This window comes from Mycobacterium sp. E342 (assembly GCF_001667665.1).
Lineage (GTDB): Bacteria > Actinomycetota > Actinomycetes > Mycobacteriales > Mycobacteriaceae > Mycobacterium.
This window is the reverse complement of record NZ_LZJM01000162.1, coordinates 23,439-49,155: the sequence shown is the minus strand read 5'-3', so window position 1 is coordinate 49,155 and position 25,717 is coordinate 23,439. Positions and strand designations below refer to the sequence as shown.

Sequence of the window (25,717 nt, the reverse complement as noted above, 5' to 3'; positions counted from 1 at the left end):
TCTGGCCGTATCCCGGCTGTGGATGGAGACTCGGGTACTTGCAGGTCGTGGAGGTGCAAGGTGGCAGAGCGACGCCGGCTGGGCATCCAGGACGCCCTGTGGCTGGAGATGGACCGCCCGAACAACCTCATGGTCGTCGACACGGTGGTCTGGACGGCCGATCCGCTCGACTGGGACCGGGTGCGCCAGGTCATCGAGGAGCGGCTCACCAACCGCTACCCGGTGTTCCGCAGCCTGGCGGTCAAGGACTCCGACGGCTCGTGGTGTTGGGAGGTCGACGACGACTTCGACTTCGGGCAGCACGTCACGATCGTGGACCTCGAGGACCCCGACGACCGCCGCGAGTTGCAGGCACTGGTGGCCAGCCACCATACCGAAATGCTCGACCGCAAAAAGCCTCTCTGGAAAGGCATTTGGGTGAACCGCTACCGGGACGGTAGCGCCATGATCATGCGGACCCACCACGCTGTCGCCGACGGCATGCGCATGGTCGAGCTGGCGATGAGCCTGTTCGACGCGTCGCCCGAGGGTGGGCCCATCCGCGGTCCCGACGTCGTGCAGCACGCGGCGCGGCCCCACCCGCCAGGGCGGCCAACGAAGGACCGGTTGCGGACCGCGGCGGTACGGGTGGCGGGCACGGCGCGGCGCGCGAGATCGGTCGTCGATGAGATGCTGGACGACCCGGTCGGATGGGCGACGGACATGGCGGCAGGCGCCGTAAGGACTACAGCCGGATTGCCTCGAATTCTTGCTCGTGCCAACGACTTCGGTCGCTTGGCGTTGGAGAACCCGGTGGGGGCCGGCCACACCATCACGATGTCGGCGCGGGCGACGGTGTCAGACGTCGCCGAGTCCGTCCGCTCCACCGTGCGGGCGGCGGTGCCGGGCAGCGGCGCGCTGGTCGACGTGTTCTCGTCCGCGCCCGGTGACGTGGACACGGTCCGCAAACTGCTGATCGGGACCCGCAACGACGCGACCCTGTGGACGGGGACCGCAGGCCTCGACAAAGCGGTGGCATGGTCGGAGCCGATCCCGCTGGCCAAAGTGAAGGCCGTCGCCAAGGCGAACCGGTGCACGGTCAACGACGTGCTGGTGACGTGTGTGGCCGGAGCGTTGCACGAATACCTCGAGGCCCAACACGCCCGCTGCTCCGCGGTGACCTTCATGGTGCCGGTCAACCTCAAGCCGGTCGACGTGACGCTGCCCGACAATCTCGGAAATGAATTCGCCCTCGTACAACTCGAACTGCCGACCGATGAACCCGATGCCCTGCGAGTGCTGGCCGTGGCCAAACGGCGAATGAACCGGATCAAGCACGGCCACGAGGCGGCCGTGGCGTTTCGCCTGCAGGAGACCATCGCTGGGTTCAACAGGCAACTCTATGAAGCGTCGGTGGGCCTGTTCACCGACCGCACGATCGGCACGCTCACGAACGTGCCCGGCCCGCCGATGCCGGTGTACCTGGCCGGCAGCAAGGTGGAGGGCATCGTCGGGTGGGCACCCGTATCGGGCAACCAGCCCATGAGCTTCGGCATCTTTACCTACAACGGTGACGTGACCGTAGGCATCGCCTGTGACAAAACCCTTGTGCCCGAACATGAGACGATCGTCGAAGGCTTTACCGACGCCTTCGACCGGTTGCTGGCGGCGACTCCTGGCGTTACGGCCTGAACGACGACGAGGCTCGGGTGCCTCTTAGGCTTCTTCGCCGCCGCGGTGCGCGAACGTCGCGATGATCGCCTCACGGGGCGAGTGCCAGGTCACCCCAAGGTCGGCCAGGGTGCGCGAGTCATCGGTTGGTACCGCCGCGGTGAGCAGTTGTGCCGCTTCGAAACTGAATCCGGCCTCCAGTGGCAGCAGGCCCCCGACGGCGTCCGCGATCCTGCCCAGGGCCCGAAACATTCCGCCGGTCAAGGGAATTCGCCTGATGTGACGTCCGGAACCGGCCTCGAGCGCGCCGATCATCTCGTCGAAGCTCAGCATCACGCCGCCGCACACGTACCGTTTGGGCCCGTAGCCCGGCCGCATCGACGCGACATGCACATCGGCGACGTCACGCACGTCGACCATCATCATTCCCGCGTTCCGCAGTCGTGGCGCCACACCCGCGCGGATGATCGGCGCCCAGCCCTGTTCGGTGATACCGGGTGCCGTCACCAAGGCCGGACCGACCACGCTGGACGGATAGGTGATGACAACGGGCGCCCCCTCGTCTTGCAGCCTCCGGGCGACGCGATCGGCGTAGCCCTTCGTCTTGGCGTAGGCCGACCTCCCCGCCGCGGTGGGAGTGTCCGGCCCGATCACCGGGACCGCCGGCGAGAACAGGGAGCTGTAGCTGTTGATCGTGACGATCGGGTCCAGTCCGCGGTCGTGGGCCCGGCGCAGGACCGACTCGGTCGCGAACGCGTTGATCTCCCACATCAGGTTCTCGCGCCGGTTGTCGGTCCCGACCACGCTGGCCGCGTGCAGCACGGCGTCACAGTTGTCCAGGAGCGTCGCCACGGTCTCGGACTCGCGAACATCGCCGGTGAGCACGGTTATCGAGCCGAAGTCGGAAAACCTGCGCAGCAGTTCGGGATTGTCCCAGCCGGGCTCGGCCAAGAGCCGCACCTGATGGCCGGCTTTCAGTAGGCCACGGACGACGTGCGCACCGAGGTACCCGGTGCCACCAGTGACTGCGATCTGCACGAGTTCGTGACTCTACCGGTCGGTGGCAGGCGGCACGGGGTCGGCCGGTAGCCGCTATCGGGCTGACCACACCTGCCGAAACTTGCCGGTTCTAGGGTCCAGGGCGGGCGGCTCGGTCGCGTGTTCTACGACTACCGGCGCGGCTCCCTGTGTCGTGAAGAACGCGTCCAGCCGCTGGTCGACGGCATGCCAGACCTGCACCGGGTCGGCGTCAGGCCACATCTCCAATCGCACGCTCACAGCCAACGGGCTGGTGCGGATTACCTGACACCTGCGCACGCCGGGGGTTTCCTCGACGACAGTCCCGAGCGCGAGTGGCAGCACCGTGACTGATGTCCCGTCTGGTGCCTCGAACGAGAGCAGGTCGCCGGTGCGTCCCTCCACGGTGATCCCCGGCAGCCGATTGCCGCACGCACATGGCGTAGCGGCCAGCTTCACCCGGTCACCGAGGTCGTAGCGGATCAGCGGCTGCACCCGGTTAGCCAAGTTGGTGACCAGAACGGTATGGGAGACAACGCCCGGCGCGACGGGACGATAGTCCTCATCGACCGGCTCGAGGACATACCAGTCACTGTTGACGTGGAACAGGCCGTGCGCGCATTCCATTGACAAACCAGGACATTCAGCTGACGCGTAGCGATTTTCGACCGGGCAGCCGAACGTCGACTCGATGTTGGCGCGCAGTGCAGCCGTCAGGTGCTCCCCCGAGGTGATGGCCAGCAATGGTCGGATCGTCAGCCGGCCCGCCCGTTGTTCGCTCGCCATCAGTGCCAGCGCGCTCGGGTAGCCCTCGAGCACCGTCGGTTGGAAAGCATTGATCTCTTCGACCAATTCCGAAAGTGGCCGCAGCACCGAGAAAAGGCGCGCGCGTTCGGCCAGGAATCGGCTGCGGCGCCTGGCAGACTCCAGCGCGGCGGACGCGCCGATGTGCCCGTCGGTGACAAACAGCGCCGCGGCACGCACTCCGCGCCGCAGGACTCCGAACAGAAGGTCCCGGCGAGCGATGAATCGCAATTCTCCACGCCGGCCCACGAAGTGAAACAGCGCCCACGAGGCGTCATCGTGGATCAGGATGGCCGGGTCGCCGCTCGTTCCCGACGTCGTCGCCACGTGATAGCGGCCCAGGTAACGGGCGCCGACCAGCGAGTGGTCTGCGAGAAAGTCGCGCCGCAGCGATTCAAGGCTGATGGCGGGGTCGGTGACCCAGTCATCGAAATGGGCCATGAGGTCGCGCTTTGTCACGACCGGCAGTGACGCCAGTTCGACCAGCCCGGGTTCGAGGTGCCGGTACAGATTCCGGTAGTACGGTGACGCGATTCGAGCATGCCGGACAATATCTGCGATTCGGGCCTGCTGGCGGCGCGAGATGCTCTTGTCATCACCCCGGCGGAAACGCCACGCCTCCCAAGCGATCTTGAGCACACCTAACTTGGCGGGGACGACCCGCAATTTTGCTCGCATGCGTGATCCCCCGTGTGGACGCACGTTTGCTAATTGTCCTCGACGGACACGACGAATCCCGCTCCGGTCAGGGCGGCCAATACCTCCTCACAGTGTGCCTGACCCCGGGTCTCGAGGGTAAGCTTCACCTCGACTTCGTCCAGTGCCAGCTTGCGTGCCGTACGCGAGTGCACCACGTCGAGCACGCTGGCGCCGGTCGCGCTGACCACGTCGAGTAGCCTGCTGAGCCCACCGGGGCGGTCCGGGATGGTGACCTCGACTGCGAGATAGCGCCCGGCTGCGCGCAGGCCGTGAGTGATCACGTGGGTCAACACCAGTGGGTCGATATTGCCGCCCGACAAGACCGCGCAAACGGGGCCGTGCAACCCGAGTTCGTGTGCCCGTGTCATCAGCGCTGCCACGGCTGCCGCCCCCGCCGGTTCGACGATGAGTTTCACGCGCTCCATGCACAGCAATAGCGCGCGCGAGAGCGCCTCTTCGCTAACCGTCTGAATCGAGGTGCCGAATGCCTGTACATGGGCAAAAGGGATTGCTCCGGGCAAGGCCACGGCGATGCCATCCGCCATGGTCGACATCGACTCCAACCGCACGGGATGCCCGGCGGCCAACGAAGCCGGCCAGGCGGCCGCGTTGGCGGCCTGCACTCCGATGACCTGGACGTGCGGCGCCAGAAAGTGTGCCGCAATGGCGATTCCGGCTAGGAGGCCTCCGCCGCCGGTCGGCACGACGATGGTGGCAACATCGGGAATCTGCTTGAGGATTTCCAACCCGACGGCGGCCTGGCCGGCGACGACGTCGGCGTGATCGAACGGATGGATGAAGACAGCGTCGTGGCGCTCCGAATATTCACGCGCCGCGACCAGTGCGTCGTCGACCGTATTGCCGATCAGGTGAACTTGTGCACCATAAGCCTTGGTGGCCGCTAGTTTTGGGAGCGGGACGGTGATCGGCATGAACACTGTCGACGCGATCCCCAGCTGGGTCGCGGCCCACGCGACGCCCTGCGCGTGGTTGCCTGCGCTGGCCGCCACCACACCGCGAACCCGCTCCTCGGCGCTGAGATTGGCGATCCGGTTGTAGGCCCCGCGGGTCTTGAACGACCCAGTGATTTGCAGGTTCTCGCATTTGAGCCACACCTGTTCGCCTGTGTGATCCGACAGCATTCGCGACGCGATAACCGGGGTTTGGCGCACTACCGCCCTCAGCCGATTTGCCGCCGTGTTGATCTGATCGAGCGTCAGCAGCTCCACAGCTAGACTCGCAGCTTGCGAACTGGCGACCGGATCTTCCACTGGCTCAGTACCTTTTGCGTTGTGACCGTGACGGGTCGACAAGCCCCGACTGCGCCAGCGCGTCGTCGATGAAGCGCTGCACCGGCCGCGAGCGGAAGAACCCGGTGTGACCGCCTGGGTACCACTGGATTTCGGGTTTGTCCCAGTGCTCCCAGAGTCGGGTGACCTGGTCGCGCGGGTGTACCAGCCGGTCGGCGAGGCCGGCGTAGATGAAGCGACCCTTTTTCGGCACGCGCGGGGGTAGCGCCAGCGGGGAGATCATCCGGCCGAGGGGCTTGGCCGAGTTCATCGTGTGCTGCAGGGCGGCGTGGCCGCTGAGGCCGGCGTGGCGGCCGACCAGGTTCACCAGGTCGACGGCCGGCACGCCCAGGATCGCGCAGGTGAGGCCGTCGTCGAGGCTGGCGACCAGCGACGAGATCAACCCGCCGAGGGAGATGCCGTTGACCCCGATTGCCGCGTCGGGCTGCTGCGCGCGGATCCAGCTGATCAGCCGCCGGATGTCCCAGACCGACTGGGCGGCGCCGTGGACGTCGTCAAGCACGTCCTCGCTGGGGAACTTCGGGCCGCTGGCTCGGGGGCCGTGCAGGGGAAGCACGGGGAGCACGACGTTCAGGTCGAGATCTCGGTAGAGGTGCCAGGCGTGGAACAGCATGGGGTCGAGCGCGGCGCGTCCCATCTCGGCGCCGTGGATGCAGATCAGCCAGGGCCGCGGCCGGCGGTGCCGGAACATCAGGGCGTATTCGCGGTTGTTGCCGGTGTAGCTGCGCCAGCGGTCGCGGCCCGGTTCGCCGTCGTGGGGCTCGTAGTCGCTGTCGAAGGACAGCCGCTCGTAGTTGCGTCCCATGCTGCTCACGCGCTTGACCGTCACGTCGGTGGGCGGCGGGGGCGGGGCGAAGAACCCCTCGGGATTGTCGAGCCAGCCCTTGTCCCCGTAGAAGTCTTGTGCGGCAAGCACTTCGCTGTCGATGCGTTCGAGGGTTTGTGCGTCGGGGGCTCGGCGCAGCAGGCTGAAGCCGCTCAGCAGGATTTCGTCGCGGAATGCCTGTGCCGCGAGCGCGATGGTGGGCCGGGCCACCGGTAGCTCGTCGGGCTGACGGTCCAGGTAGGTGCCCCAGGAGCGGGCGTAGAAGCCGCCAGTGCGGGTGAATGGGCCGAGTAGCTGCGTGATCGGGTTGGCGGTTTCGGGCATCTAGCCTCGCTTCGCCCCGGGGGTGAAGGTGACCGGCAGCGTGCCGAGCCCGGTCATGCTCGGGTTGCCGAGGTATTGGTGGACGTTTTGGACGTCGACTCGGTAGTCGGGGATGCGGTCGAGGACGGCTTTCACCATGACCTCGGCCATCAGGCGCGCGAGGTGCGAGCCGATGCAGCGGTGCGGCCCGAGCCCGAACGCGACGTGCCGGTTGGGCGCGCGGTCCAGGATGATCTCGTCGGGGTTCGGGAATTCTTTCTCGTCGTGGTTGGCCGACAGCCAGCTGATGACGACCCTGTCGTTCTTTCTCAGGCGTTGACCGTTGAGCTCGACGTCGTGAGTGACTGTGCGGCTGAGGGTTTGGTTGACCGAGAAGTAGCGCAGGAATTCGTCGGTGGCGGTGCGGTACAGCTCGGGGTGGTCGATGAGCTGTTGCTTCAGGTCCGGGTGGGTGCCCAGGTGGTGGAGCGTGAGTGCCGTTTGCGAGGTGGTGGTGTCGACGCCGCCGCCGATGAGGTTCCAGAGGATGTTGAGCAGCTGGTCGTCGGTGAGGCGCCGGCCGTCGAACTCGAATTGGAGGAGGAAGCTGGTCAGGTCTTCGTCCGGTTTGGCCCGTCTGCTGGCCGCGTACTCGAGGACCTCTTCCATCATCTTGGGGACTTTGCCGATGGCGTCGAGGTACTCCGGGCTGTCCTGCGGGACGGCCATGACGGAGTGGAAGAGGTTGGCGTAGAGGTGCCAGTTGTCGAGCGGCAGGCCCATCAGCTTCATGGTGAGGATGGCCGGGACCGGGCTGGCGTAGTCGAGGACGAGGTCCATGCGTCCGTCTTCGATTTTCTGGTCGAGGAACTCATGCGCCTTTTGTTCCATGAACGGCTTGAGTTTCTGGACGGCGCCGGGGGAGAAGAACGGGGCCAGCGCGTGCCTTAGGGCCTGGTGGTAGGGGCCGTCGACCTCGCCGATGCCCAGGGCCGGTTGACCTTCGGGACGCGGGACGCCCATCTCGCCCTGGTAATCGACACCGTCTTCGGCGTTCGGCTCGTACTTGTGGGCGAAGGTGTCGCCGTCCCTCGCCGTCCGGCTGACCGCGTCATAGCTGCTGAGGAACCAGAAGCCGCCGTAGTTCTCGTTCCACGCGACCGGGCAGCGTTGTCTCAGCTCGGCGTTGATGGCCAGCTCGTTGAGATTGAACGCGTCGGAGTGATGGTCGAAGTCGACGATGGCGCCTTCGGCGACGTCGGGTCGGGTTGTCATCTGATAGTCCTCCACCTTGCCGCACGCTCGGCTATCTGCACTATCTTTGCATTATTACGCCCGTGGGTTGTGTCGAGAAGGGCCGCGATGAGTAGTCACCGGACGACCTTCAACCATGTCGGATTGTGTGTCTCCGATCGCGAGCGGTCGCGGCGGTTCTACGAGAACGTGCTCGGATTTCAGTTCTGGTGGGAGCTTGATCCGCCCGACGGCCCCGCCGCGAAGCTCGTCCAACTTCCCGAACCGCTAGGGGTGCATGCCACCTACCTGGTGCGCGACGGCTTTGTGCTCGAACTCATGCACTACTCGAAGCGTCAAGTCCACACCGGGCCGGAACGCGTCATGGATCAGATTGGGCTGACGCACATCTCGTTTTCGGTATCTGATCTTCCCGGCGCGTTGGAGAAGGTCGAGGAGTTCGGGGGAGCGGTGGTCGACGCGACGGTGACGGATGCGATGGCGATGATCCGGGATCCGGACGGGCAGCTGTTGGAATTGCTTTCAAATGGCTGGCTGTCGGCGTTGCCACCTTTGCCTTAGCTATGTGTGCGTCGGAGTGCGGTTAATCCTGGTCACGCCCGGGGCAAGTGTGGGGCGGCGCGCGTGTTAGGCAGGGGCTCGACGGTGGTGCACCACGACACAGACCCTGGATGGCGGCTCAGAATCCGGTCGTCGCTGGTTCAAACCCGGCCGACCCCGCCGTTAATCCCGCTGCTAGCGGCTTGTACTCGATCGCCGGTCTTCCGGGAGATGCTGTCCCGGCATCACTACTGTCGCGAGGTGCGACGCATGGGAAACAACAGCGATGGCACCAGTTTCGAATTAATTTGCAACCACCAAGCCAGCCGGTTCACATGTCGTCGCCGTCGCGCACAGCGTCCAGCGCATCCATCTCCGTTCGGTCGGTATTGCGGTCGACCAGCACGAGGTCGATGTCGCCAGTGGTTAGCCGGTCGGTCCAATAGGTGCCGTGGAGCGAGTTGGGCGTGACACCGGCCACGCGTAATGCTGTGGTGCCGTGATGCGCAACACTGCGCGTGCTGTGTTCTTGTCGGGCGGCGTTGGCGTAAGTGAAATACAGCGTTTTTGTCTGCTTGCTGTCGGGAACTGCGGCCAGGGAAGACGTCGACGACGCTGAGTTGCTTTGGTCGGTGTGCAACCGGACGGCTGTGGTCCAGAACGTCTGCTCGATCACCAGGGCAGCACGGATCGGTCCGTGATCGCCTCCCGGTGGGATGTGGCTTTCGGCGCTAGGTGTCAGCGTGGCCCGCCACGTCCCGTACAAATGGGGACGCCGAGTAATTCGGCTGACCCCAGGCAACTTCCATAACCACAGGTCGAAAGCTACCACCGCCAACCCGATGACCGACGGCAGATAGGACAGCCCCCGGCGGACATCGCCGTCCAGATGCTCGCCGCTGAGGTACAGTGTCGCCGCCCACACCGCCGACACGAGCACAGCCACCCACCGTGCGATCTGTGCAGTGCTGTTCATGCCGCGTACCCCAGGTACTCCCAGGCCCGGTAGGCCAAGAACATGCCGTCCTCGGGACTCCACTTGTCGTTGCCCCGGAACAGGTACTTGAGGCGGTTCGGTTCCACCCAGTCCCCCTCCCTGTAGCTCTTCCCGTACAGCCCGACGATCAGATAGCGCAGGGTGGCCCGAAAACCCTCATCAAGCGAGTACCCGGTGGTCATCACCACATCGGGGACGTTGAACACCAAGCACTCCATGAAGTACGACGGCAGATCATCGATGACGCCGGCCGCGGCGAGGTGGTTTTCGGCGTTCTTGAGTGCGCGCACGTACTTCTTGTAGCGGCCGCCGGTCGCGGCGTCCTTGGCACGGCCGTTGGCCAGCTGCTGGGCGGGGTAGTTGTCGATGTGACCGTTAGTCTTCTTGAACACCCGGCTGCCAACATGGACGATCCTGCGGTCCGGTGTGTCGAAGCGCCGGAACTCGAATGAGGGCACCACATCAGCACTCGGCCTGCTGCCGGGAACTTCGGTGACGGCGATCGCCACCTCCCCCGAGGTGTCGACATCGGTGGCCCCGAACTTGTTGACTAGGGCGGCAGTGACCTCGGCTCGCCATTCGTCCTCACTGTTCCAGCGCCCCTGGTAGGGGGCGCGCCTGGGATCCGGAGACGGCGCGATGTCAGCGGGGACGTAACAGAAGTAGTAGAGGTCACGGTTTTCGACGACCACGTCGACGTCGCTGTCCGCCCGGACATTGGTCAGGTTGGCGTATGACCCTTTGGCATAGACAGCGATGCTGGACCGGTAACCATCGAATGCAGGATGAGCCTCGATGGCGGCAGCGACCATCCGCTGGGCCCTGTCCATCCGTTCGTCTTCGGATTGACTTGACCGGCTCATCCACCGCTGTAGCAGCTGTGCTCGCTCTGCCGGGCCTGTCGTGATCCGGCCGGGGGTGGGTTGTCCGTAGTTCACCTGTCCTCCTCCTGGGCTATGCCGCCCATTGGCGGCGGGGTGAACCCACAATCGCTCCAATGGCATGATCTGGCAAATGAAAACTTCGATAAACGGGCTTATCAGAACATATCGTTGACTGACAAGCAGTCGGATTTTAGTTTCGGAGGAAGCGTCGAGCGGGAGAAAGGGTGGCGATGGGCACCATGACCATGCAAGACATCGCCGACCTCGCTAAGGTACGCCGTCCAGTGGTGAGCATGTGGCGAAATCGGGCGTCGGTGCGCGGTGTTTCGATGCCGTTCCCGTCGCCGGTGGAGACCATCGACGGCGTTGACCACTTCTCGCCTGCCGAGGTCGTGGAGTATCTACGCCGCAGTGGTCGCGGCAACAACCCCGACGCCAGTCTGGATGCGCCCGCGGTGGCTGTGCCCGACGGCGCTTCCTGGGAAGAAGTCATCACACTGCTGGCGTGGCGGGTCATCACCGGTGAAGAACTGAGCGGTACCACGTACAACGACCGCGTGCGCACTGCGGCCGAGCACGATCCTGATGACAGTCTGCTCTTGCGGGAAATCCGACAACTCCATCCGTCAGATACGGTGCTGCAGTATGTCGACGACCTGATGGAGGCGTCCTTCGGCCCGTCTGACGCTTTGGCACGACTGGATGGCGGACGCCTGAAACGACAGGCAGGGGGCCGGGAACTCACCGCCGGAGCGGTGGAGCTGCTCAGCGTCGTAGTGAAGGCATGTGCTGTCCACCTCGGAAGCGACGGGGTGGCACTGCGGACAGACGGAAACTCGCTGTCTGTGCGGGTGGCGGCGCAGGCAAATCTTTCGCTCGTCACCGACGACCGCTCGGTTCGCAGGCGCGCGATGATCAGCGACGTGGTTGTCGATTGCCTACCCACCGACCGGGCGATCACGTTTGTCTCCGCGATCGGACAAAGTCTTCCCGACGTACTTGACGCTGCCGATGATCTGGTGCTTGACCTACCACGCGGGCAGGTCGCCGTTCTGGTCGGCTCGGCGGAAGTGTTGACCGACAATCTCAAGGGTGAGCTGCAGTACCGCCGCGCCAGCATCCTGCGAGTCGGTAATGTGGTTGCCGCGATTAGGCTTTCGCGTGGTTTGTGGCGGGAGGCGCATCGACAGAGCCTCGCATTGTGGGTTTGCCTCGGCGCGGCCGAAGTCGACCATCCCTGGGTCGCCGACCTCGGCGCAGTGGAACAGCTGGAGTTGACCGACTTGGCCGCTGATGTCGCCGGGGCGTTGGGCCGCAACGAGAATCGCGCCTATCGGTACGCACGTCGGATCGACCTCGCCGGCGTCCTTGTCTCGGGGCCGTTGGTACCCCGAGGAGTCAAGGCGCCTGTGCTGCGCGCAGCGGAGGCAATTGGTCACGTCGAGCGCGTGCACGCGGCGACGCTGGTGACCACCGAACCGCTAGCCACGTTGGACATATTCGTGCGGCCATCACCAGGCCGGCTACGCCTGCGTCACCGTTCACTCGGTGAACTGCGGGACGACAAACAGCTGAACATCAAGCGCGGCAACCGGATCAATGAAGAGGGCGCCTCGCCGGAGGGCACTGTCATTGTATTGCCTCACGAGCATTCCCGTGGGATTGCCTTCGACCCGCTCGATGCCGAGCAGCGTTATCCGCGTGCGGTGCGTACCGAACCCGGTGACGTTATATTCGTCGAACGTCCGCGCCCGCGAGCGTGGGTGGACCACCGGGGAGGTGCGATGGTGGCCTCGCCGGCGCGCATCTTGCGGCTTTCGGCCACCGCTGAATTCGGGCCACGGCTGCTCGCCGCCATCATCAACGGCACTGCACCCATCGGATCCGAGTGGCAGACCTGGGCCGTGCCGGAGATGTCTAAAGACGAAGCCGACCGTATAGAAGCGGCGCTTGACGAGATCGAACGTTTCGAAGCCGAGGCGCATCGTCGTATTGATGCCGTCAACGACTTGACGAAGGCATTGATCGACGGGGTGGCTGCTGGTGCCCTGACGCTCGACGCCGAATCCACCACGCCCGGGATCACCGCGGCGCACACCGAGAAAGGGCACTGATGCTACCGAGGAAAAAGGTGGAACCGCAAGCACCTTCGAACATGAAGGAGCTCAAGGACACACTGTGGAAAGCTGCCGATAAGCTTCGCGGATCACTATCGGCCAGCCAATACAAGGACGTGATTTTGGGCCTGGTCTTCCTCAAGTACGTGTCCGACGCCTACGACGAGCGCCGCGAGGCCATCCATGCCGAACTCGAAGCGGACGGGCTGGACGCCGGCCAGATTGAGGACCTGATCGACGACCCCGAGGAGTACCAGGGCTACGGCGTTTTCGTGGTACCACCCAAAGCCCGCTGGAAGTTCCTATCGGAGAACGCCAAAGGCCGCCCGGCCGTCGGTGGGGAACCCGCCAAAACCATCGGACAGTTGATCGACGAGGCGATGGACTCGGTGATGATCGCCAACCCGACTCTCCAGGCCACCCTGCCGCGGCTGTATAACAAGGACAACATCGACCAGCGCCGGCTAGGTGAGCTGATCGACCTGTTCAACAGCGCGCGGTTCAGCCGCCAAGGTGAGCACAAGGCCCGCGACCTTATGGGGGAGGTCTACGAGTACTTCCTCGGCAATTTCGCACGCGCAGAAGGCAAACGGGGTGGGGAGTTCTTCACCCCGCCCAGCGTGGTCAAGGTCATCGTGGAGGTGCTGGAACCGATACGGGGCCGGGTCTACGACCCTTGCTGTGGGTCGGGCGGCATGTTCGTACAGACGGAGAAGTTCATCTACGAGCACGATGGCGATCCCAAGGACATCGCGATCTACGGTCAGGAAGCCATCGAGGAGACCTGGCGGATGGCCAAGATGAATCTGGCCATCCATGGCATCGACAATAAGGGTCTAGGCGCGCGCTGGGGCGACGTCTTTGCCCGCGATCAACACCCCGACGTGCAGATGGATTACGTCCTGGCCAATCCTCCGTTCAACATCAAGGACTGGGCCCGCAACGAGGAGGATCTGCGGTGGCGCTTTGGAGTGCCCCCGGCCAACAACGCTAACTACGCCTGGATTGAGCACATCCTCTACAAGCTGGCGCCGGACGGTAAAGCCGGCGTCGTGATGACCAACGGTTCGATGTCGTCGAACTCCAATGGCGAAGGTCAGATTCGCGCGCAGATCGTTGAGGCCGACTTGGTGTCGTGCATGATCGCATTGCCGACACAGTTGTTCCGCAGCACCGGGATTCCGGTGTGCCTGTGGTTCTTCGCCAAGGACAAGGCAGCGGGAAAGCAAGGTTCGATTGATCGTACCGGCCAGGTGTTGTTCATCGATGCACGCGAACTCGGTTACATGGTGGACCGCGCCGAGCGGGCGCTGTTCAACGAGGAGATCGTTCGAATCGGCAACACCTACCATGCCTGGCGGGGTTCACCATCAGCGGCAGACAAAGGCCTGACCTACGAAAACATTCCGGGGTTCTGCAAGTCGGCGACGCTGGCGGACATCAAGGCTTCCGACTACGCGTTGACGCCGGTGCGGTACGTTGGTGCTCCCGACGTGGAGGCTGACGGTGAACCGATCGACCAGAAGATCGCGCGCCTGAAGACCGAATTGCTGGCGGCATTCGACGAGTCGGCCCGGTTGGAGAAGATCGTTCGGGAGCAGTTGGAGCGGCTGTCGTGAACGAAGTTGTGCCTTTCAAGCCGCTTGGCTCTGTCGGTGTTGCGGTCTTGGACTGTGAGCACAAGACGCCTGCTGCACAAGAAAGCGGCTACCCCTATATCGCTATTCCAGACATCGTTAACGGCCGGGTGGACATCCGAAATGCCCGACGGATCAGCGACACAGATTTCGCCGCCTGGACGCGACGGACACGCCCACAGGGGGGCGACGTCGTGGTAACCCGGCGTGGAAGGGTCGGAGACTCGGCGCCGATCCCAGACGGGTTGGCGTGTGCGATCGGCCAAAATCTGGTCCTGCTCCGCTCAGACGGCAGCCATATCGACCAACGATTTCTTCGCTGGGCAACGCGTGCACCCAGCTGGCGGTCCGAAGTCGAACGGATGATGAACGTTGGTGCCGTGTTTAGCAGTTTGAATGTTAAGGATGTACCCAAATTACGGGTACCCGTACCCCCGATACCTCAACAGAGTGCGATTGCTGATGTGCTGTGCGCGCTCGAGGATAAGATTGAAACGAATGAACACGTTGCCCGGAATGCCTTTGCTCTAGCAAATACGATGGCGCTTGACCTCATGCGCTCAACCGGCATCGTGCTGTGCAGCATGAAGTTCGGCGACTTGGGTGAGCTCTTCGATGGGCCTCACGCAACGCCGACTCGCCGCGCTGAAGGACCTTATTTCCTGAATATCTCCAGCTTGAAATCTGGTCGGCTGGACCTCAGCGAATCAGACCATGTCTCCGAGTCAGACTTTTTGAAGTGGACGCGTCGGGTGACTCCGCAGCCGGGGGACTTGCTGTTCTCCTACGAGACTCGACTTGGTGAGGCAGCGTTGATGCCCGAAGGGGTCCGCGCATGCCTTGGCCGTCGCATGGCATTGCTGCGGCCCGACCGAAACCGTGTGGACCCACACTTCCTGCTGCACTTCTACCTCAGCCCCACCTTTCAGCGGATAATCGCAGCACGGACAATTCATGGAGCCACTGTGCCTCGGATAGGTCTGGCATCCATGGGTGACTGGGAGATCGAGGTTCCGCCCATGCACGAGCAGGAAGTCATAGCCGGTTCATTGCGGTCGCTCCACGAGGCCATGGTCGAGGCCGAGCGCGAATCTGTCCGCTTGGCAACTGTTCGCGACGAGCTCCTCCCATTGCTCATATCGGGCAAGGTCCAGGTTAAGGATGTTGAACCTGTCGTACCGGAGGTCTTATGACGCGTCTAGGACGACGATGTCTTGCGGAAGAACAGGCAGCAAAAGAAGTGCGAGGCAGTTGTCAAAAGTGCTCGGGCCGCCGTTTGCGCTTGTTGTGCGACGCAAGTGAAGTCGCACAGACCAATGCTCGCAATGATCGCCGCCAAGGCTACCGGCTCACGATCAAGGGGGAGCGGTGACCGCATTCAGCGAAGCCGAATGGGAATCCATCGCGCTGGAAACACTTGCCGCCCAGGAATGGCCTGCGCAGCACGGGTCCCAAATCGCACCCGGCACAAATAACGGCCGTCCCTGTTGGGACGAGCTGGTGCTGCCGGACCGGCTATTGACCAAGATGCGCGACCTGAACCCGGATGTGCCAGTCGAGTACCTTGATCAGGCCCGTGCGGCCATCCTGCAGCCGTTATCGCAGGACGCGATTACCGAGAACTACCGGCTCCACCAATACCTGGTGGGCGGTTACCGGGGCATCAGTTATATCGACAACGATGGGATCGAACAGAACCCGACCATCCGGCTCGTCAGCCACCGCCCCGATGAGAACGAACTTTTAGCGGTACAGCAGGTTACGATCCGCAGCTCCGAGCACGAGCGGCGCTTCGACGTCGTGCTGTACCTCAATGGCATGCCGGTGGTGTTCTTCGAACTCAAGCAAGCCGGATCGGTGGAGGCAGACATCGCCGCCGCTCACGCCCAGTTGCGGACCTACTTGCGCGAGTTTCCGATGGCGTTCCGTTTCGCGGTGCTCAACGTGATCAGCGATGGCATTGTCGCGCGCTACGGCACCCCGTTCACACCGCTGGAGCACTTCGCGCCGTGGAACGTCGACGACGACGGTGAACCCGTCTCCTTCGGAATCGTCGACGACGACATACACCTGGGCACTGAACTGGAGTTTCTGATCGAGGGGCTGTTCAATCCTGAGCGATTCCTACAACTCCTGCGTAACTTTACTGCCTTCGACGAGGGTGCCGATGGACTGACTAAGCGAATCGCCAAGCCTCACCAGTACTTTGCCGTCACCAAGGCGGTCGGATCAACTGTCGCCGCCGCCAGCAGCAACGGCAAGGCCGGCGTCGTCTGGCACACCCAGGGCTCGGGCAAGTCGATGGAGATGGAGCTCTACGCACACCTAGTCGCTGAACAACCCAAGCTTAAGAACCCCACGCTGATCGTCGTTACCGACCGTAAGGAGCTCGATAGCCAGCTCTACGAAACGTTCAACCGGTCACGGCTGCTTGCCGAATCACCCGTCAAGGTCGCCACCCGCACCCAACTGCGCGATGAACTAGCTAACCGCGTCACAGGTGGTATCTACTTCACCACACTGCAGAAGTTCAGCTTGACCAAGGCCGAACGCGATTCGGGTGCTGATCACCCCCTGCTGAGCGACCGCCGCAATGTCATCATTGTGGTCGACGAAGCCCACCGCAGCCACTACGACGACCTCGACGGCTACGCCCGCCACATCCGTGACGCGCTGCCACATGCGGTATTCATAGCGTTCACGGGAACGCCGATCACCAGCGCCGAGCGCGATACCCGCGAGGTGTTCGGCCCCGATATCGACGTGTACGACCTGACCCGCGCGGTCGAGGACAAGGCGACCGTTCCGGTGTTCTTTGAACCACGCCTGATCAAAGTGACTCTTGCAGAAGGCGTTACCGAACAAGACCTCGATAACGCCGCCGACGAGGCGACCCTCGGCCTCGACGACGTGGAACGCGACCAGATCGAGAAGTCGGTTGCTGTTATCAACGCGGTCTACGGCGCCCCCGAGCGACTCGCGGTCCTGGCAGAAGACATTGTTACGCACTGGGAAATCCGGTCTCAGGAGATGCGTAAGTTCATCGGTGCGCCAGGCAAAGCCTTCATCGTTGGTGCTACGCGGGAGATCTGCGCGCAGCTCTATGAGGAGATCATCAAACTGCGTCCACACTGGCATGACGACGCAATAGACAAGGGCGTGGTCAAGGTCGTCTACTCTGGCACCGCGCAGGACCAGGGGCTAGTTGCCAAGCACGTGCGGCGAGACGCTCAGAACAAGGTGATCCAGAAGCGTCTGCGTGACCCCGACGACGAGCTGCAGATCGTCTTGGTCAAGGACATGATGCTGACCGGGTTCGACGCGCCCCCGTTGCACACGCTCTACCTTGACCGGCCCCTCAAGGGAGCGCTGCTGATGCAGACCCTAGCCCGCGTCAACCGCACCTTCCGCGACAAGCCGGACGGCCTGCTTGTCGCCTACGCACCCTTGGTCGAAAACCTGAATCAGGCGCTGGCCGAGTACACCAAGACCGACCGCGAGAAAAAGCCCGTCGGCAAGAACCTCGACGAAGCCGTCGCGCTGACCGAGGCCCTCCTCGGCCAGCTCGACGAACTCTGCTCCGGGTACGACTGGCGCGCCAAGGTCGCAGCGAACCACGGCTGGATGAAGGCGGCGGTCGGACTCACCAACTACCTGAGATCCCCGTCCACGCCCGGCAACCAGGTTGAGGAAGGGGAGTCCACGCTGGCCGAACGCTTCCGCAAGCTGGCGAACAACCTATCCCGCGCTTGGTTGTTGTGCGCCGGCAGCCAGACCCTCGAATCGCTACGCCCCACGGTGAAGTTCTATGAGCAGGCCCGTGTCTGGATGGCCAAGTTCGACGCCCAAGAGCGTCAGGCCGCCGGAAAGCCGATCCCCGAAGAGATCAAACGAATGCTTTCCACGCTGGTCTACGAGTCGACCGCGTCGGACGGCATCGTTGACATCTATGACGCCGCAGGGCTGCCTAAGCCGTCGCTGTCGGATCTCGGGCCTGAGTTCGAAGCCAAGGCCAAACAGGCCACCAACCCCCACCTGGCAATCGAGGCGCTGCGCGCGGCGCTGATGGAGGAGTCAGCTGCCGCCACCAAGCACAACCTGGTGCGGCAGCGTACATTCTCCGTGCGGATCGCCGAGCTGATGCGGCGCTACACCAACCAGCAGCTCACGTCGGCTGAGGTCATCGCCGAGCTGATCAAAATGGCCAAGGAGGTTGCGGCCGAGGGCAACCGTGGTGCGCACTTCAGCCCTCCGCTTTCCCATGACGAACTCGCGTTCTACGACGCTGTGGCGCAAAACGAGTCCGCGGTCGAACTTCAGGGAGAGGACGTCCTCGCGCAGATTGCGCGTGAACTCGTCGGCGTCATGCAGCGTGACACGAAGACCGACTGGACCGTCCGTGACGACGTGCGTGCCAAGCTGCGGTCATCGATCAAACGGCTGCTGGTCAAGTACAAGTACCCGCCGGACAAGCAGCCCCTGGCCATCAAGCTTGTCATTGAGCAAATGGAAGATCTAGCACCGCAATACGCCCGAAGCTGGGCTACGGCGACCTCCTGAAAAGTAGGTAATCTGGACGCATCATGTAACGGGAAAGCACCCCCGTGATAGGTGAACTGGCGACGGGCGGTCAGAATCGCGACAGCAAACAGGGCCGGAACTCCAAATGTAAGGTGTCACGTTGGGGACGTTCGCAGCGCTAACACATCCGGAGCTTGTGGTAGACCGGTGACCTCGCGGATTGTCGCACGCACCCGTTCGTGCAGCGGTCCCTCGGCTGGACTCCCTATAGCTTCGAGAGCCGCGGAAACGTCGACACCGGCGCCTCGAACACGCGCCGCCTTCGCGCCAGCGACGGGCTTGATGTAAAGAGCGGGACCAGAAATCGAAGTTGTCGAGGGATATATCAGCCCGGCTCGGGGATTGTCTGAATCGGCGCCTATTGAGTATGCGTACACGAATGATTGGTAGATGTCAGTAGAGCTGATCTTCTTTGCCGCATCGTAGAGCTTGTACTTCACGTCAATCGGCACAGTGTGTCCGGTGGTTATGTCTTCGATGAGCAGGTCGGGCCGGATCGTGCTGTAAGTGTCGCCAGTCTCCTCGTCGAGGATCACTGCACGGATCGACTGCTGAGCTCGCGCGCGAAGCGGTGTGCCTGCAAGCGAATTGATGACCAGTCGCGTGACGAACCGTTCGAATATCGCATTCATGTCGACCATGAACGAGGTCAGGTTGAGGGTTGATTTGTCGACGTGATCGTTCAGCGCCAGTCCCTCAAGTACCAGCAGCGCCAGCGCGTGCGAAGAACGGTATCGCGAGTTTCGGCGTCCGTAACGGATATTTCTGGCGTACCAGTCGCCTTCGCGTGTCCGTACTTCGCAGACCTCGTTCATGAGGCCGCCGAACGCGCGCGCGTTGTTGCGCACTTCGAGATCGCCTACTCGCGGCGCTGCTGCCTGAAGTGCCGCCGCGAGCAGTTGATTCTCCGGTATATCGCCGTCGAATTCGTCGAAGGAACATTCGATTCGGTGTAGCTGGCCATACCGGCGCAAGTACTGTTCGCGGACACGTAAGCGACCGCGCAGCACGTTGACGTTGTCGTCGACCGAGTGGTAGTCGCGAATTAGGCCGTCGCGGATGAGGGCTTTGGTCTCTTCCGTTAGCAGCATGACAATCAGGTCGAAGAGATCGGTTCCCTCGCCGGGCAACGGGCGGTCAGTCGGTAACCGTGCGAGTAGCCTGATACTTTCGCCGTATTCGATCATGCGAAGAACGCGAAGCGTTCCGCCGATCAATTTCGGCACGACGCGAATCTCTATGGCTGAGAAGCGCACCACTCCGACCCACGAGTGAGTGGTCACCTTGACCTGACCGCCGTCCAGCCAGTCGACATCCATGCGCGGGGCGAGGCCGCCGCCAGCAGCCAGGTCGTGGGCTAGCCGCTTGTCTCCGGGAGTTGGCCGGGGGCTGTCGATGACCCTGGTCTCGTATTCGCCGAAACGATAGAGATCCATTGTCACGCAGACGCACTAGCGTCGAAATTGGCCGCCAGCTTGGCACACAACGCCTCGGGATCGTCTTCTACATCGGCAGCAATCCGCTGACTACCGACATCGATGACGTCGCCGAGGAGATTCCGCAACTCGGTGTAGTCCTCGTACAGGTACTCCTGCAGCAGCGGCAGCAGTTCGTAGTGGAACATCGAAGCGAAAGACTGGGCGGTGTCGACGATGCCGTCTTCATGGAAGAACATCGCATGCCCGATCTGCTTCTCACGACCGAACCGCTGCCGGATCCGCTGGTTCAGCTCGTCGAGAAATGTGTCGAGCGCCAGTCCGCCGGCAGTAGCGCCCTCGAGGAGGTCACTTTCGGGAAGCAGCTCGAGGAAGCTGAACCGGCGTCGAAGCGCAGTGTCGAGAAGTTGCACGCTACGGTCGGCAGTGTTCATGGTGCCGATGATCAAGACATTCGGCGGAACCGCGAAATTGACTCCGCTCTGAGGCAATTGGACGGTGAAGCCCCGCTTATCCTTCTCGATTAACGTGATCAACTCGCCGAAGATTTTCGGGATGTTGCCGCGGTTGATCTCGTCGATCAGGACGACATAGCGCGTGTTCGGATGAGCCCGGGCGGCATCGCAGACGCGTTTGAAAACTCCGTCGACCAATACTAGGGCCATCTGGCCTTCGGCAGTTTGTTTCGGCCGGAAGCCTTCGATGAAGTCTTCGTAAGCGTAGGACGGGTGGAAGGTGATGCTGGTGAGCCGCTGGACGCTCGGCACACCGACTGATGCGACGCGCGGATCGCGGTCACCTAGGACGGCCAGCAGATGGTCGGCCTCGACAGGTGACAGCGCGAAAAGTGTTCCTTGGCAGCGGCACTTTATCGGCTCGCTCTCGGCCATTACCGGATCTGCCTGAAGTTCTTCGTATGTCAATCCGTTGTCGACTGCTGTGACTGGTTCGAGGGTGAGGTACGGCGCCTCCTGCACGTCATACTCTCCGGTGACGCGGGCCAGCGCCACAATGCGCTTGAATGGCTTCGCCTCGTACCCAACCACGAGATCGCCGGCTCGCACGTTCGGGTAGTTCCGCTGCAGCCTACCGAACTTGAAGTCTTCGGTCTTCTTGGCGAACAAGGTACTCCATGACCACTGCGACGGGTTGGCGACCACGAACCACACGCGGCGCGATGGCGCGCGCGTCGAACTCAGCTGCTTCTCACGCTCAACAAGAGCCGCCTCGTCGCTCAGGAGCGCTGTAGCGTGGTCGTCCGAACTTCCGCCTTCGAGCAGCCAGACCGCGGCCCGTCGTGCCGCATACGTCTTACCGGTCCCTGGCGGACCATAGAGCACGACCTGCCCGCGCCGTTCGAGAGCTTCCTCTAGCTTGCGGTAAATGCGGTCGGGCTCGACGGTTTTCGTGATGAGGGGTCCCGAGGCTCCCAGGATGTTCCGGTAAAGCGCTGCCGACACCTTCGACACGGTGGTCATCGCCCATGCTTTGACCGGTGGAATGACACGCGCGGCCGAGGTGTCCCAGTCAACACCGACAGTGTGCCGATATTCCTGGCGCTCTGGACGCCACTTGTAGCCGACGTCATTGACGGTTCCGACGGCGACAACCTCGGAGGTACCGCGGTTCGCGATGACTTTGTCGCCCGGCTGTAGCTCGCGAAGAGTCCATAATTCGTTCGCTTTACGACTGACTACCGCTTCGGCGCCGTTGTACGGGAAGTGCTGACGGAACGCGTCGAGAAAGGCTTCCTTGCTCTCAAACTCCGCCAGGTCGCCCACATCGTCCCAGCCGACACAGATGTAGCTGTTCTTCCGGCAGTCTTCCCAGTATTTCGCAAGCTCACCCGGGGCAATTTTCACGATCTTTATCGAGGTGCGCGGGTCGTTCCAGTGGTAGACGAAGTAGCCGAGTTCCTGAGGGGACAACCCGGCCAGCTCCGGCACTGCACGCAGCGCGGCGAGTAGCTGACGGTTCGCGCGAACCACCGACGGGAGCGGAGTTTCCCCGAGAGATTGCAGGAAGTGGTCGATCGCTTCTTTCGACGTCACCGGGATCAGCTCGTCGGGGAAGTACAGGTACAGCAGCTTGGCTCTGACGGCTTGCGCTCCGGTAAGCACCTTGACATCGTCGGTTTCGTCGAACTGGCCCTGCGACGCCAGGCCGAGGATCTCGACGAAGCCGGCCCGCACCGCGTTCCATGCCTCCTCGATGGACGTGTACTCCTTCGGGTACTGCCAGACCTTTTCAGCTGCGCGTTTGAAAATTAGGTGCTTGTGGGCCGAGCCGCCGCTCATGCTCGCGACCGGCTTCGTCTTGAACTCGAGCCAGTACGAAACCACGTCGTTGTTGCCTTGCCCGAGGGCGTAGTCCTCGACCGACATCGAGGGCCATGCCGATTTGGGGAACCGGTTGACGAAATCTTCCCGCAGTGCCGTGGCCTCCGCGACGCGCTTCCCGGTCGCCTGTCGGTCCCACGTATTAAGGGCGTCGATGATGCTCTGGTGCTGGTTGCTGTCGATCAAGGCTTCTCCGCGAGTCGGTGGTTCTGCTTGTTGCGGGATTGGTTCGACGTTATCGACATTGCTAACCGCGGGATAGACCAGAACGGTGAGGGGTGAGACTCGGAGTCTTGGCCGACAAGCCGCTGAAGAACCACGTTGGATTCCGTCAAGTCGGTTGGACCGCGGTCGTCACCGTCGTTCCCGGCAGGTCGGTGTTGAGGTGTTCGATGAGCAAGCTCGATGGGAATGTGTACGGATCCGGCAGTAGCAGGTGCAGATCGTGCGCGGTCCGGTCGAACCGGTAACCGGTGATCAGGCCACCCGAGCCGGTGCGGACGAAGTCCAGCTGGAACGTCTCGGCGGCCAGGCCGGACGCCAGCCACACCGCAACGGCGGGTTCGTCCTCGATCTCACGACGGCCGGCGACGATCGCCTGAGCGATGCAGCCGATCAGCGCGGGCGCCTCGACCATCCGCTGCACCGCGTCGAGGACGTCCACAGCGTTGTCGGCGTGTGATCGCGATCCGAATAGCACGGCCAGGGTCGGCGCCTCACCTGCGAGCTCGTCGCACGCGTGCGCTGCAGCCTCCACCGCGGCCTCCCGCGCGTCGGGCGCGATGGAAACCCCGACTCCGATTCGCACCCTTCCATGATGCGCCGCCCTGGGCGCGACCGTCGCCGCCCCGGAGCTTCAGCGCGCAAAGTAGAGCCCAGCCGCGGCAGGCTTCCTCGCCGGCCGGTGGATCCCCACGTCGGCGGCGCGGCGGCGGTGAATGCTTGCCGCACAGTCGATCTCGCTCAGGCCGGCTTGAGGTGGGCGGTGATGATCGGCGTGACCCGCGCGATGAGTTCGTCCAGTGGTGTGGACGCGATCGGCTCCACCTGCAGCACGTGGCGCAGGTAGGCGATGCCCAGGAGTTGGGACATGGCCAAATCGATCCGCAGTTCGGCATCCGATCCCTTCAGCGGCTTGGCCAAATGCGGGTACAACTGGCCCTGAATGAACTGACGCACCAGCGCGGTGGACTCCTCGTGGGTTGCCGCGCCGCGCAGGATCGCCAGGAGCGGGGCGCGCGAGTCCGGGTGCTCCCACGCTTCGAAGAACACGCGCGTCAGTCGCGCACCGATTTCGCCGCGATCGCCGCTGGCTATTCGGGTCTCAAGCTCGGCTGGCTCGAACGGCCATCCCACGGTGGACCGGAATAGTTCGGCCTTGCTGCCGAAATAGTGTCGGATCAGTGCCGGGTCGACGCCGGCCACGGCGGCGATGTCGCGGACCGAGGTCTTGTCGTATCCGGAGTCGGCGAACAGCCGTCGAGCGGTCGCCACGATCGCGTTGCGGGTGTCGGGGTTACCCGGCCGTCGTCCAATCGGGCGCATAGTCCTGAAATTCTACAGCCGTTGACTTCCAGGCCCACGGTCGCTAACCTGGGCGTATAAATTCCACAGGCGAGGAGTTTCGGAGATGCCGACACCACGATGGGTCGCCAAAGCCAATAAGATCGGCCTCAATCGCGTCACCAAGTACATCGCTCCCTGGGCACCGGGGTGGGCGGTCGTCATCCATCGCGGTCGCAAATCGGGCCGCACCTTCCGCACCCCGCTGTGGGCGTTCCGTCGCCACAACGGATTTGTGATTGCGCTGACCTACGGCCCAGGCACGGACTGGGTGCAGAATGTCCTAGCCGCGGGCGGCTGCGAACTGCAGAGTAGGCGGCGACACTACCAGCTCGGCGCCCCGACGATCTTCCGCGACGAGAACGCGACCGACATGCCGCCGTTCATCCGGTTCATGCTCCGCAGGGTGATCAAGGCGCCAGAGTTCTTAAGGCTCGACGTGGTACGCGAACTGGCGCCGGCACGCTGATTCGGCCGGATTCCGTTGTCAGGGTTGAAAGAAGAGGTGAGTCCAGTGACGGTGGACCTACCGAGCAGTCCGCTCGGGGAAGTAGATCCGCAGTTCGAAAAGCTCGCGGTCGAAGGCATCGCTACGTTCACGTTCGCACTGCCCGGGACCAGCGTCCGCGAAAAGCTACTGCAGAACCTGACGCTGGATGTATGCCGTTCATATATGGGGCTGGCTTTCCGGATGCACGTCACCGCGGCCCGGATGCACGGTCTTACCTACGCCGACCTGTTGGCCGCGATCCGGTTTATCGCCCCATACTCGGGATATCCGGCCGCGGCCGACGCACTCGCCCGGCTCAAGGAGGTCGCGACCGAGATCGGTTTGGATACAAATGATCTCGGTGAGCCGCCGATGACCGGCGCCGGGGGTGACGGTGTGGCCCGCCTCGGCACCGCAGACGAATGGACCACGAAGTTCCTTGATTGGCAGCTATCGCGGGCGTGGTCGGAGGACCGACTGAGCATGCGAGAGCGCGCCATCATGGCGCTCACCTCCGATGTCAGCCAGCAGGCTCTGGACGAGACTTTCCATCGGCACGTCGAACTCGCGCTCGACACCGGTCTCGGCGCGGACGGCGTCCGCGACGTGGTCCGCTTCTGTGCCGAGCACGGCATCGCCCGCGTCGTGGCGGCGCTGAGAGAGCTCGACAACGTCTTGTCGACAGCTCACTGAACATCGCGCTCCAGCGGCGCCTCTGATATCGACCCGATCTGCGCGCAGCTGAGGCAGCGCGATCTCTTGCAGCTCAGAGAAGTTCGGGGCCGCCCCGAGCAGCGGGCACTAAGGACATGGTCACTCCGCCACGCTTATGTCCTGGTCGTGTTCGCGTTTGTGGAGCGTGCGTGCCGCCGGACGCACGGCCCATGACGCAACCGTCATTACGAGCAGAATGGAGCAGATCGCGGCTTCTTGGACATCCTTGCCCGTGGTCAAATGCGACACGATGGCCCCCGAATAGACAAAGAAAATGCCGGCGTAGGCCCACTCCTTGACCAGCGGAAGCCGCGGCACAACGAGGGCAGCCGCGCCGAGCAGTTTCCAAGTCCCAAGCAAAACCAAGAAGTACGTCGGATAACCCAAGTGCGTCGCGACGTTGCGAACCAAGGGAACGCGGAGCACATCCCAGATGCCTCCCAATGTCAACTCAGCGACGAGCACGGCGGTGGCAATCCAGTAGGTGGTTATCTGGGCGCGAGTGCGCATGCCGGGGGGTTTTGTGATCGCAGTCATTTCAGAGTCTCCGTTGAAG

19 protein-coding genes and 1 pseudogene are annotated in these 25,717 nt (G+C 63.2%); 8 read left to right on the top strand and 12 right to left on the bottom strand.

Features of this window, described 5'->3' with window-relative positions; genetic code table 11:
- The first annotated feature begins 60 nt into the window (after window positions 1–60).
- Window positions 61–1,671, top strand: coding sequence for a WS/DGAT domain-containing protein (locus A5692_RS11685; protein WP_068056037.1), 1,611 nt, complete (start codon window positions 61–63; stop codon window positions 1,669–1,671).
- A 24-nt stretch (window positions 1,672–1,695) separates the two neighbouring features.
- On the opposite strand, the gene A5692_RS11680 is transcribed toward A5692_RS11685, so the two are convergent.
- From A5692_RS11680 to A5692_RS11660, 5 genes are read right to left on the bottom strand one after another with little or no spacing between them, the layout of a single operon-like run.
- On the bottom strand, window positions 1,696–2,688 hold the full coding sequence (locus A5692_RS11680) for an NAD-dependent epimerase/dehydratase family protein (protein WP_068056034.1): 993 nt from the start codon (window positions 2,686–2,688) through the stop codon (window positions 1,696–1,698).
- Between the two features lie 54 nt (window positions 2,689–2,742).
- Window positions 2,743–4,149 carry a phenylacetate--CoA ligase family protein gene (locus tag A5692_RS11675; RefSeq protein ID WP_068056031.1) on the bottom strand — a complete coding sequence of 469 codons (1,407 nt, stop codon included), beginning with the start codon at window positions 4,147–4,149 and terminating at the stop codon, window positions 2,743–2,745.
- 29 nt (window positions 4,150–4,178) lie between these two features.
- Window positions 4,179–5,399, bottom strand: coding sequence for a threonine ammonia-lyase (gene ilvA / locus A5692_RS11670; protein WP_156766040.1), 1,221 nt, complete (start codon window positions 5,397–5,399; stop codon window positions 4,179–4,181).
- Between the two features lie 46 nt (window positions 5,400–5,445).
- Window positions 5,446–6,630: a S9 family peptidase gene (locus A5692_RS11665; RefSeq protein ID WP_068056028.1), complete on the bottom strand. Its 1,185-nt coding sequence runs from the start codon at window positions 6,628–6,630 to the stop codon at window positions 5,446–5,448.
- On the bottom strand, window positions 6,631–7,884 hold the full coding sequence (locus A5692_RS11660; RefSeq protein ID WP_068056080.1) for a cytochrome P450: 1,254 nt from the start codon (window positions 7,882–7,884) through the stop codon (window positions 6,631–6,633).
- An 87-nt stretch (window positions 7,885–7,971) separates the two neighbouring features.
- Between A5692_RS11660 and A5692_RS11655 the strand changes: the two genes are divergently transcribed.
- Complete coding sequence (locus A5692_RS11655) at window positions 7,972–8,424, top strand: VOC family protein (RefSeq protein ID WP_068056025.1); 453 nt, start codon at window positions 7,972–7,974, stop codon at window positions 8,422–8,424.
- Window positions 8,425–8,734: 310 nt separating this feature from the next.
- On the opposite strand, the gene A5692_RS11650 is transcribed toward A5692_RS11655, so the two are convergent.
- Window positions 8,735–9,379, bottom strand: coding sequence for a hypothetical protein (locus A5692_RS11650; protein WP_156766039.1), 645 nt, complete (start codon window positions 9,377–9,379; stop codon window positions 8,735–8,737).
- A complete protein-coding gene (locus A5692_RS11645; protein WP_156766038.1) occupies window positions 9,376–10,338 on the bottom strand; it encodes a nucleotidyltransferase in 963 nt (320 codons plus the stop codon). The genes A5692_RS11650 and A5692_RS11645 overlap by 4 nt, the downstream gene beginning before the upstream one ends.
- A gap of 176 nt (window positions 10,339–10,514) precedes the next feature.
- Between A5692_RS11645 and A5692_RS11640 the strand changes: the two genes are divergently transcribed.
- The 4 genes from A5692_RS11640 to A5692_RS11625 all read left to right on the top strand — a co-directional run bounded on the left by A5692_RS11640 (window position 10,515) and on the right by A5692_RS11625 (window position 18,598).
- Window positions 10,515–12,398, top strand: coding sequence for a hypothetical protein (locus A5692_RS11640; RefSeq protein ID WP_082962609.1), 1,884 nt, complete (start codon window positions 10,515–10,517; stop codon window positions 12,396–12,398).
- The gene (locus A5692_RS11635) at window positions 12,398–14,020 is read left to right on the top strand and encodes a class I SAM-dependent DNA methyltransferase (RefSeq protein WP_068056016.1); all 1,623 of its coding nucleotides are present in this window, start codon (window positions 12,398–12,400) and stop codon (window positions 14,018–14,020) included. Before A5692_RS11640 ends, A5692_RS11635 begins: the two co-directional genes overlap by 1 nt.
- Window positions 14,017–15,231 (top strand): restriction endonuclease subunit S, encoded by a 1,215-nt coding sequence (locus A5692_RS28220; protein ID WP_082962607.1) that lies wholly within the window; start codon window positions 14,017–14,019, stop codon window positions 15,229–15,231. The genes A5692_RS11635 and A5692_RS28220 overlap by 4 nt, the downstream gene beginning before the upstream one ends.
- 175 nt (window positions 15,232–15,406) lie before the next feature.
- Window positions 15,407–18,598, top strand: coding sequence for a type I restriction endonuclease subunit R (locus tag A5692_RS11625; RefSeq protein ID WP_068056011.1), 3,192 nt, complete (start codon window positions 15,407–15,409; stop codon window positions 18,596–18,598).
- 116 nt (window positions 18,599–18,714) lie between these two features.
- On the opposite strand, the gene A5692_RS11620 is transcribed toward A5692_RS11625, so the two are convergent.
- From A5692_RS11620 to A5692_RS11605, 4 genes and pseudogenes are all read right to left on the bottom strand, one after another.
- Window positions 18,715–20,055: an McrC family protein gene (locus tag A5692_RS11620; protein WP_068056008.1), complete on the bottom strand. Its 1,341-nt coding sequence runs from the start codon at window positions 20,053–20,055 to the stop codon at window positions 18,715–18,717.
- A gap of 2 nt (window positions 20,056–20,057) precedes the next feature.
- Window positions 20,058–22,580: an AAA family ATPase gene (locus A5692_RS11615; RefSeq protein WP_068056005.1), complete on the bottom strand. Its 2,523-nt coding sequence runs from the start codon at window positions 22,578–22,580 to the stop codon at window positions 20,058–20,060.
- Between the two features lie 157 nt (window positions 22,581–22,737).
- A pseudogene (locus tag A5692_RS11610) lies at window positions 22,738–23,202 on the bottom strand (FIST N-terminal domain-containing protein); the annotation flags it as partial.
- Window positions 23,203–23,357: 155 nt separating this feature from the next.
- On the bottom strand, window positions 23,358–23,939 hold the full coding sequence (locus tag A5692_RS11605) for a TetR family transcriptional regulator (protein WP_068056002.1): 582 nt from the start codon (window positions 23,937–23,939) through the stop codon (window positions 23,358–23,360).
- 85 nt (window positions 23,940–24,024) lie between these two features.
- Here A5692_RS11605 and A5692_RS11600 point away from each other — a divergent pair, with 85 nt between their 5' ends.
- Together A5692_RS11600 and A5692_RS11595 are read left to right on the top strand one after the other, a co-directional pair.
- Entirely contained in the window at window positions 24,025–24,426 is a 402-nt protein-coding gene (locus A5692_RS11600) for a nitroreductase family deazaflavin-dependent oxidoreductase (RefSeq protein ID WP_068055999.1), read from the top strand.
- Window positions 24,427–24,471: 45 nt separating this feature from the next.
- On the top strand, window positions 24,472–25,140 hold the full coding sequence (locus tag A5692_RS11595; protein ID WP_231984297.1) for a carboxymuconolactone decarboxylase family protein: 669 nt from the start codon (window positions 24,472–24,474) through the stop codon (window positions 25,138–25,140).
- A gap of 120 nt (window positions 25,141–25,260) precedes the next feature.
- Here the strand turns inward: A5692_RS11595 and A5692_RS11590 are convergent, their stop codons facing one another.
- A complete protein-coding gene (locus tag A5692_RS11590; protein ID WP_068055996.1) occupies window positions 25,261–25,698 on the bottom strand; it encodes a DoxX family protein in 438 nt (145 codons plus the stop codon).
- Window positions 25,699–25,717 lie beyond the last annotated feature (19 nt).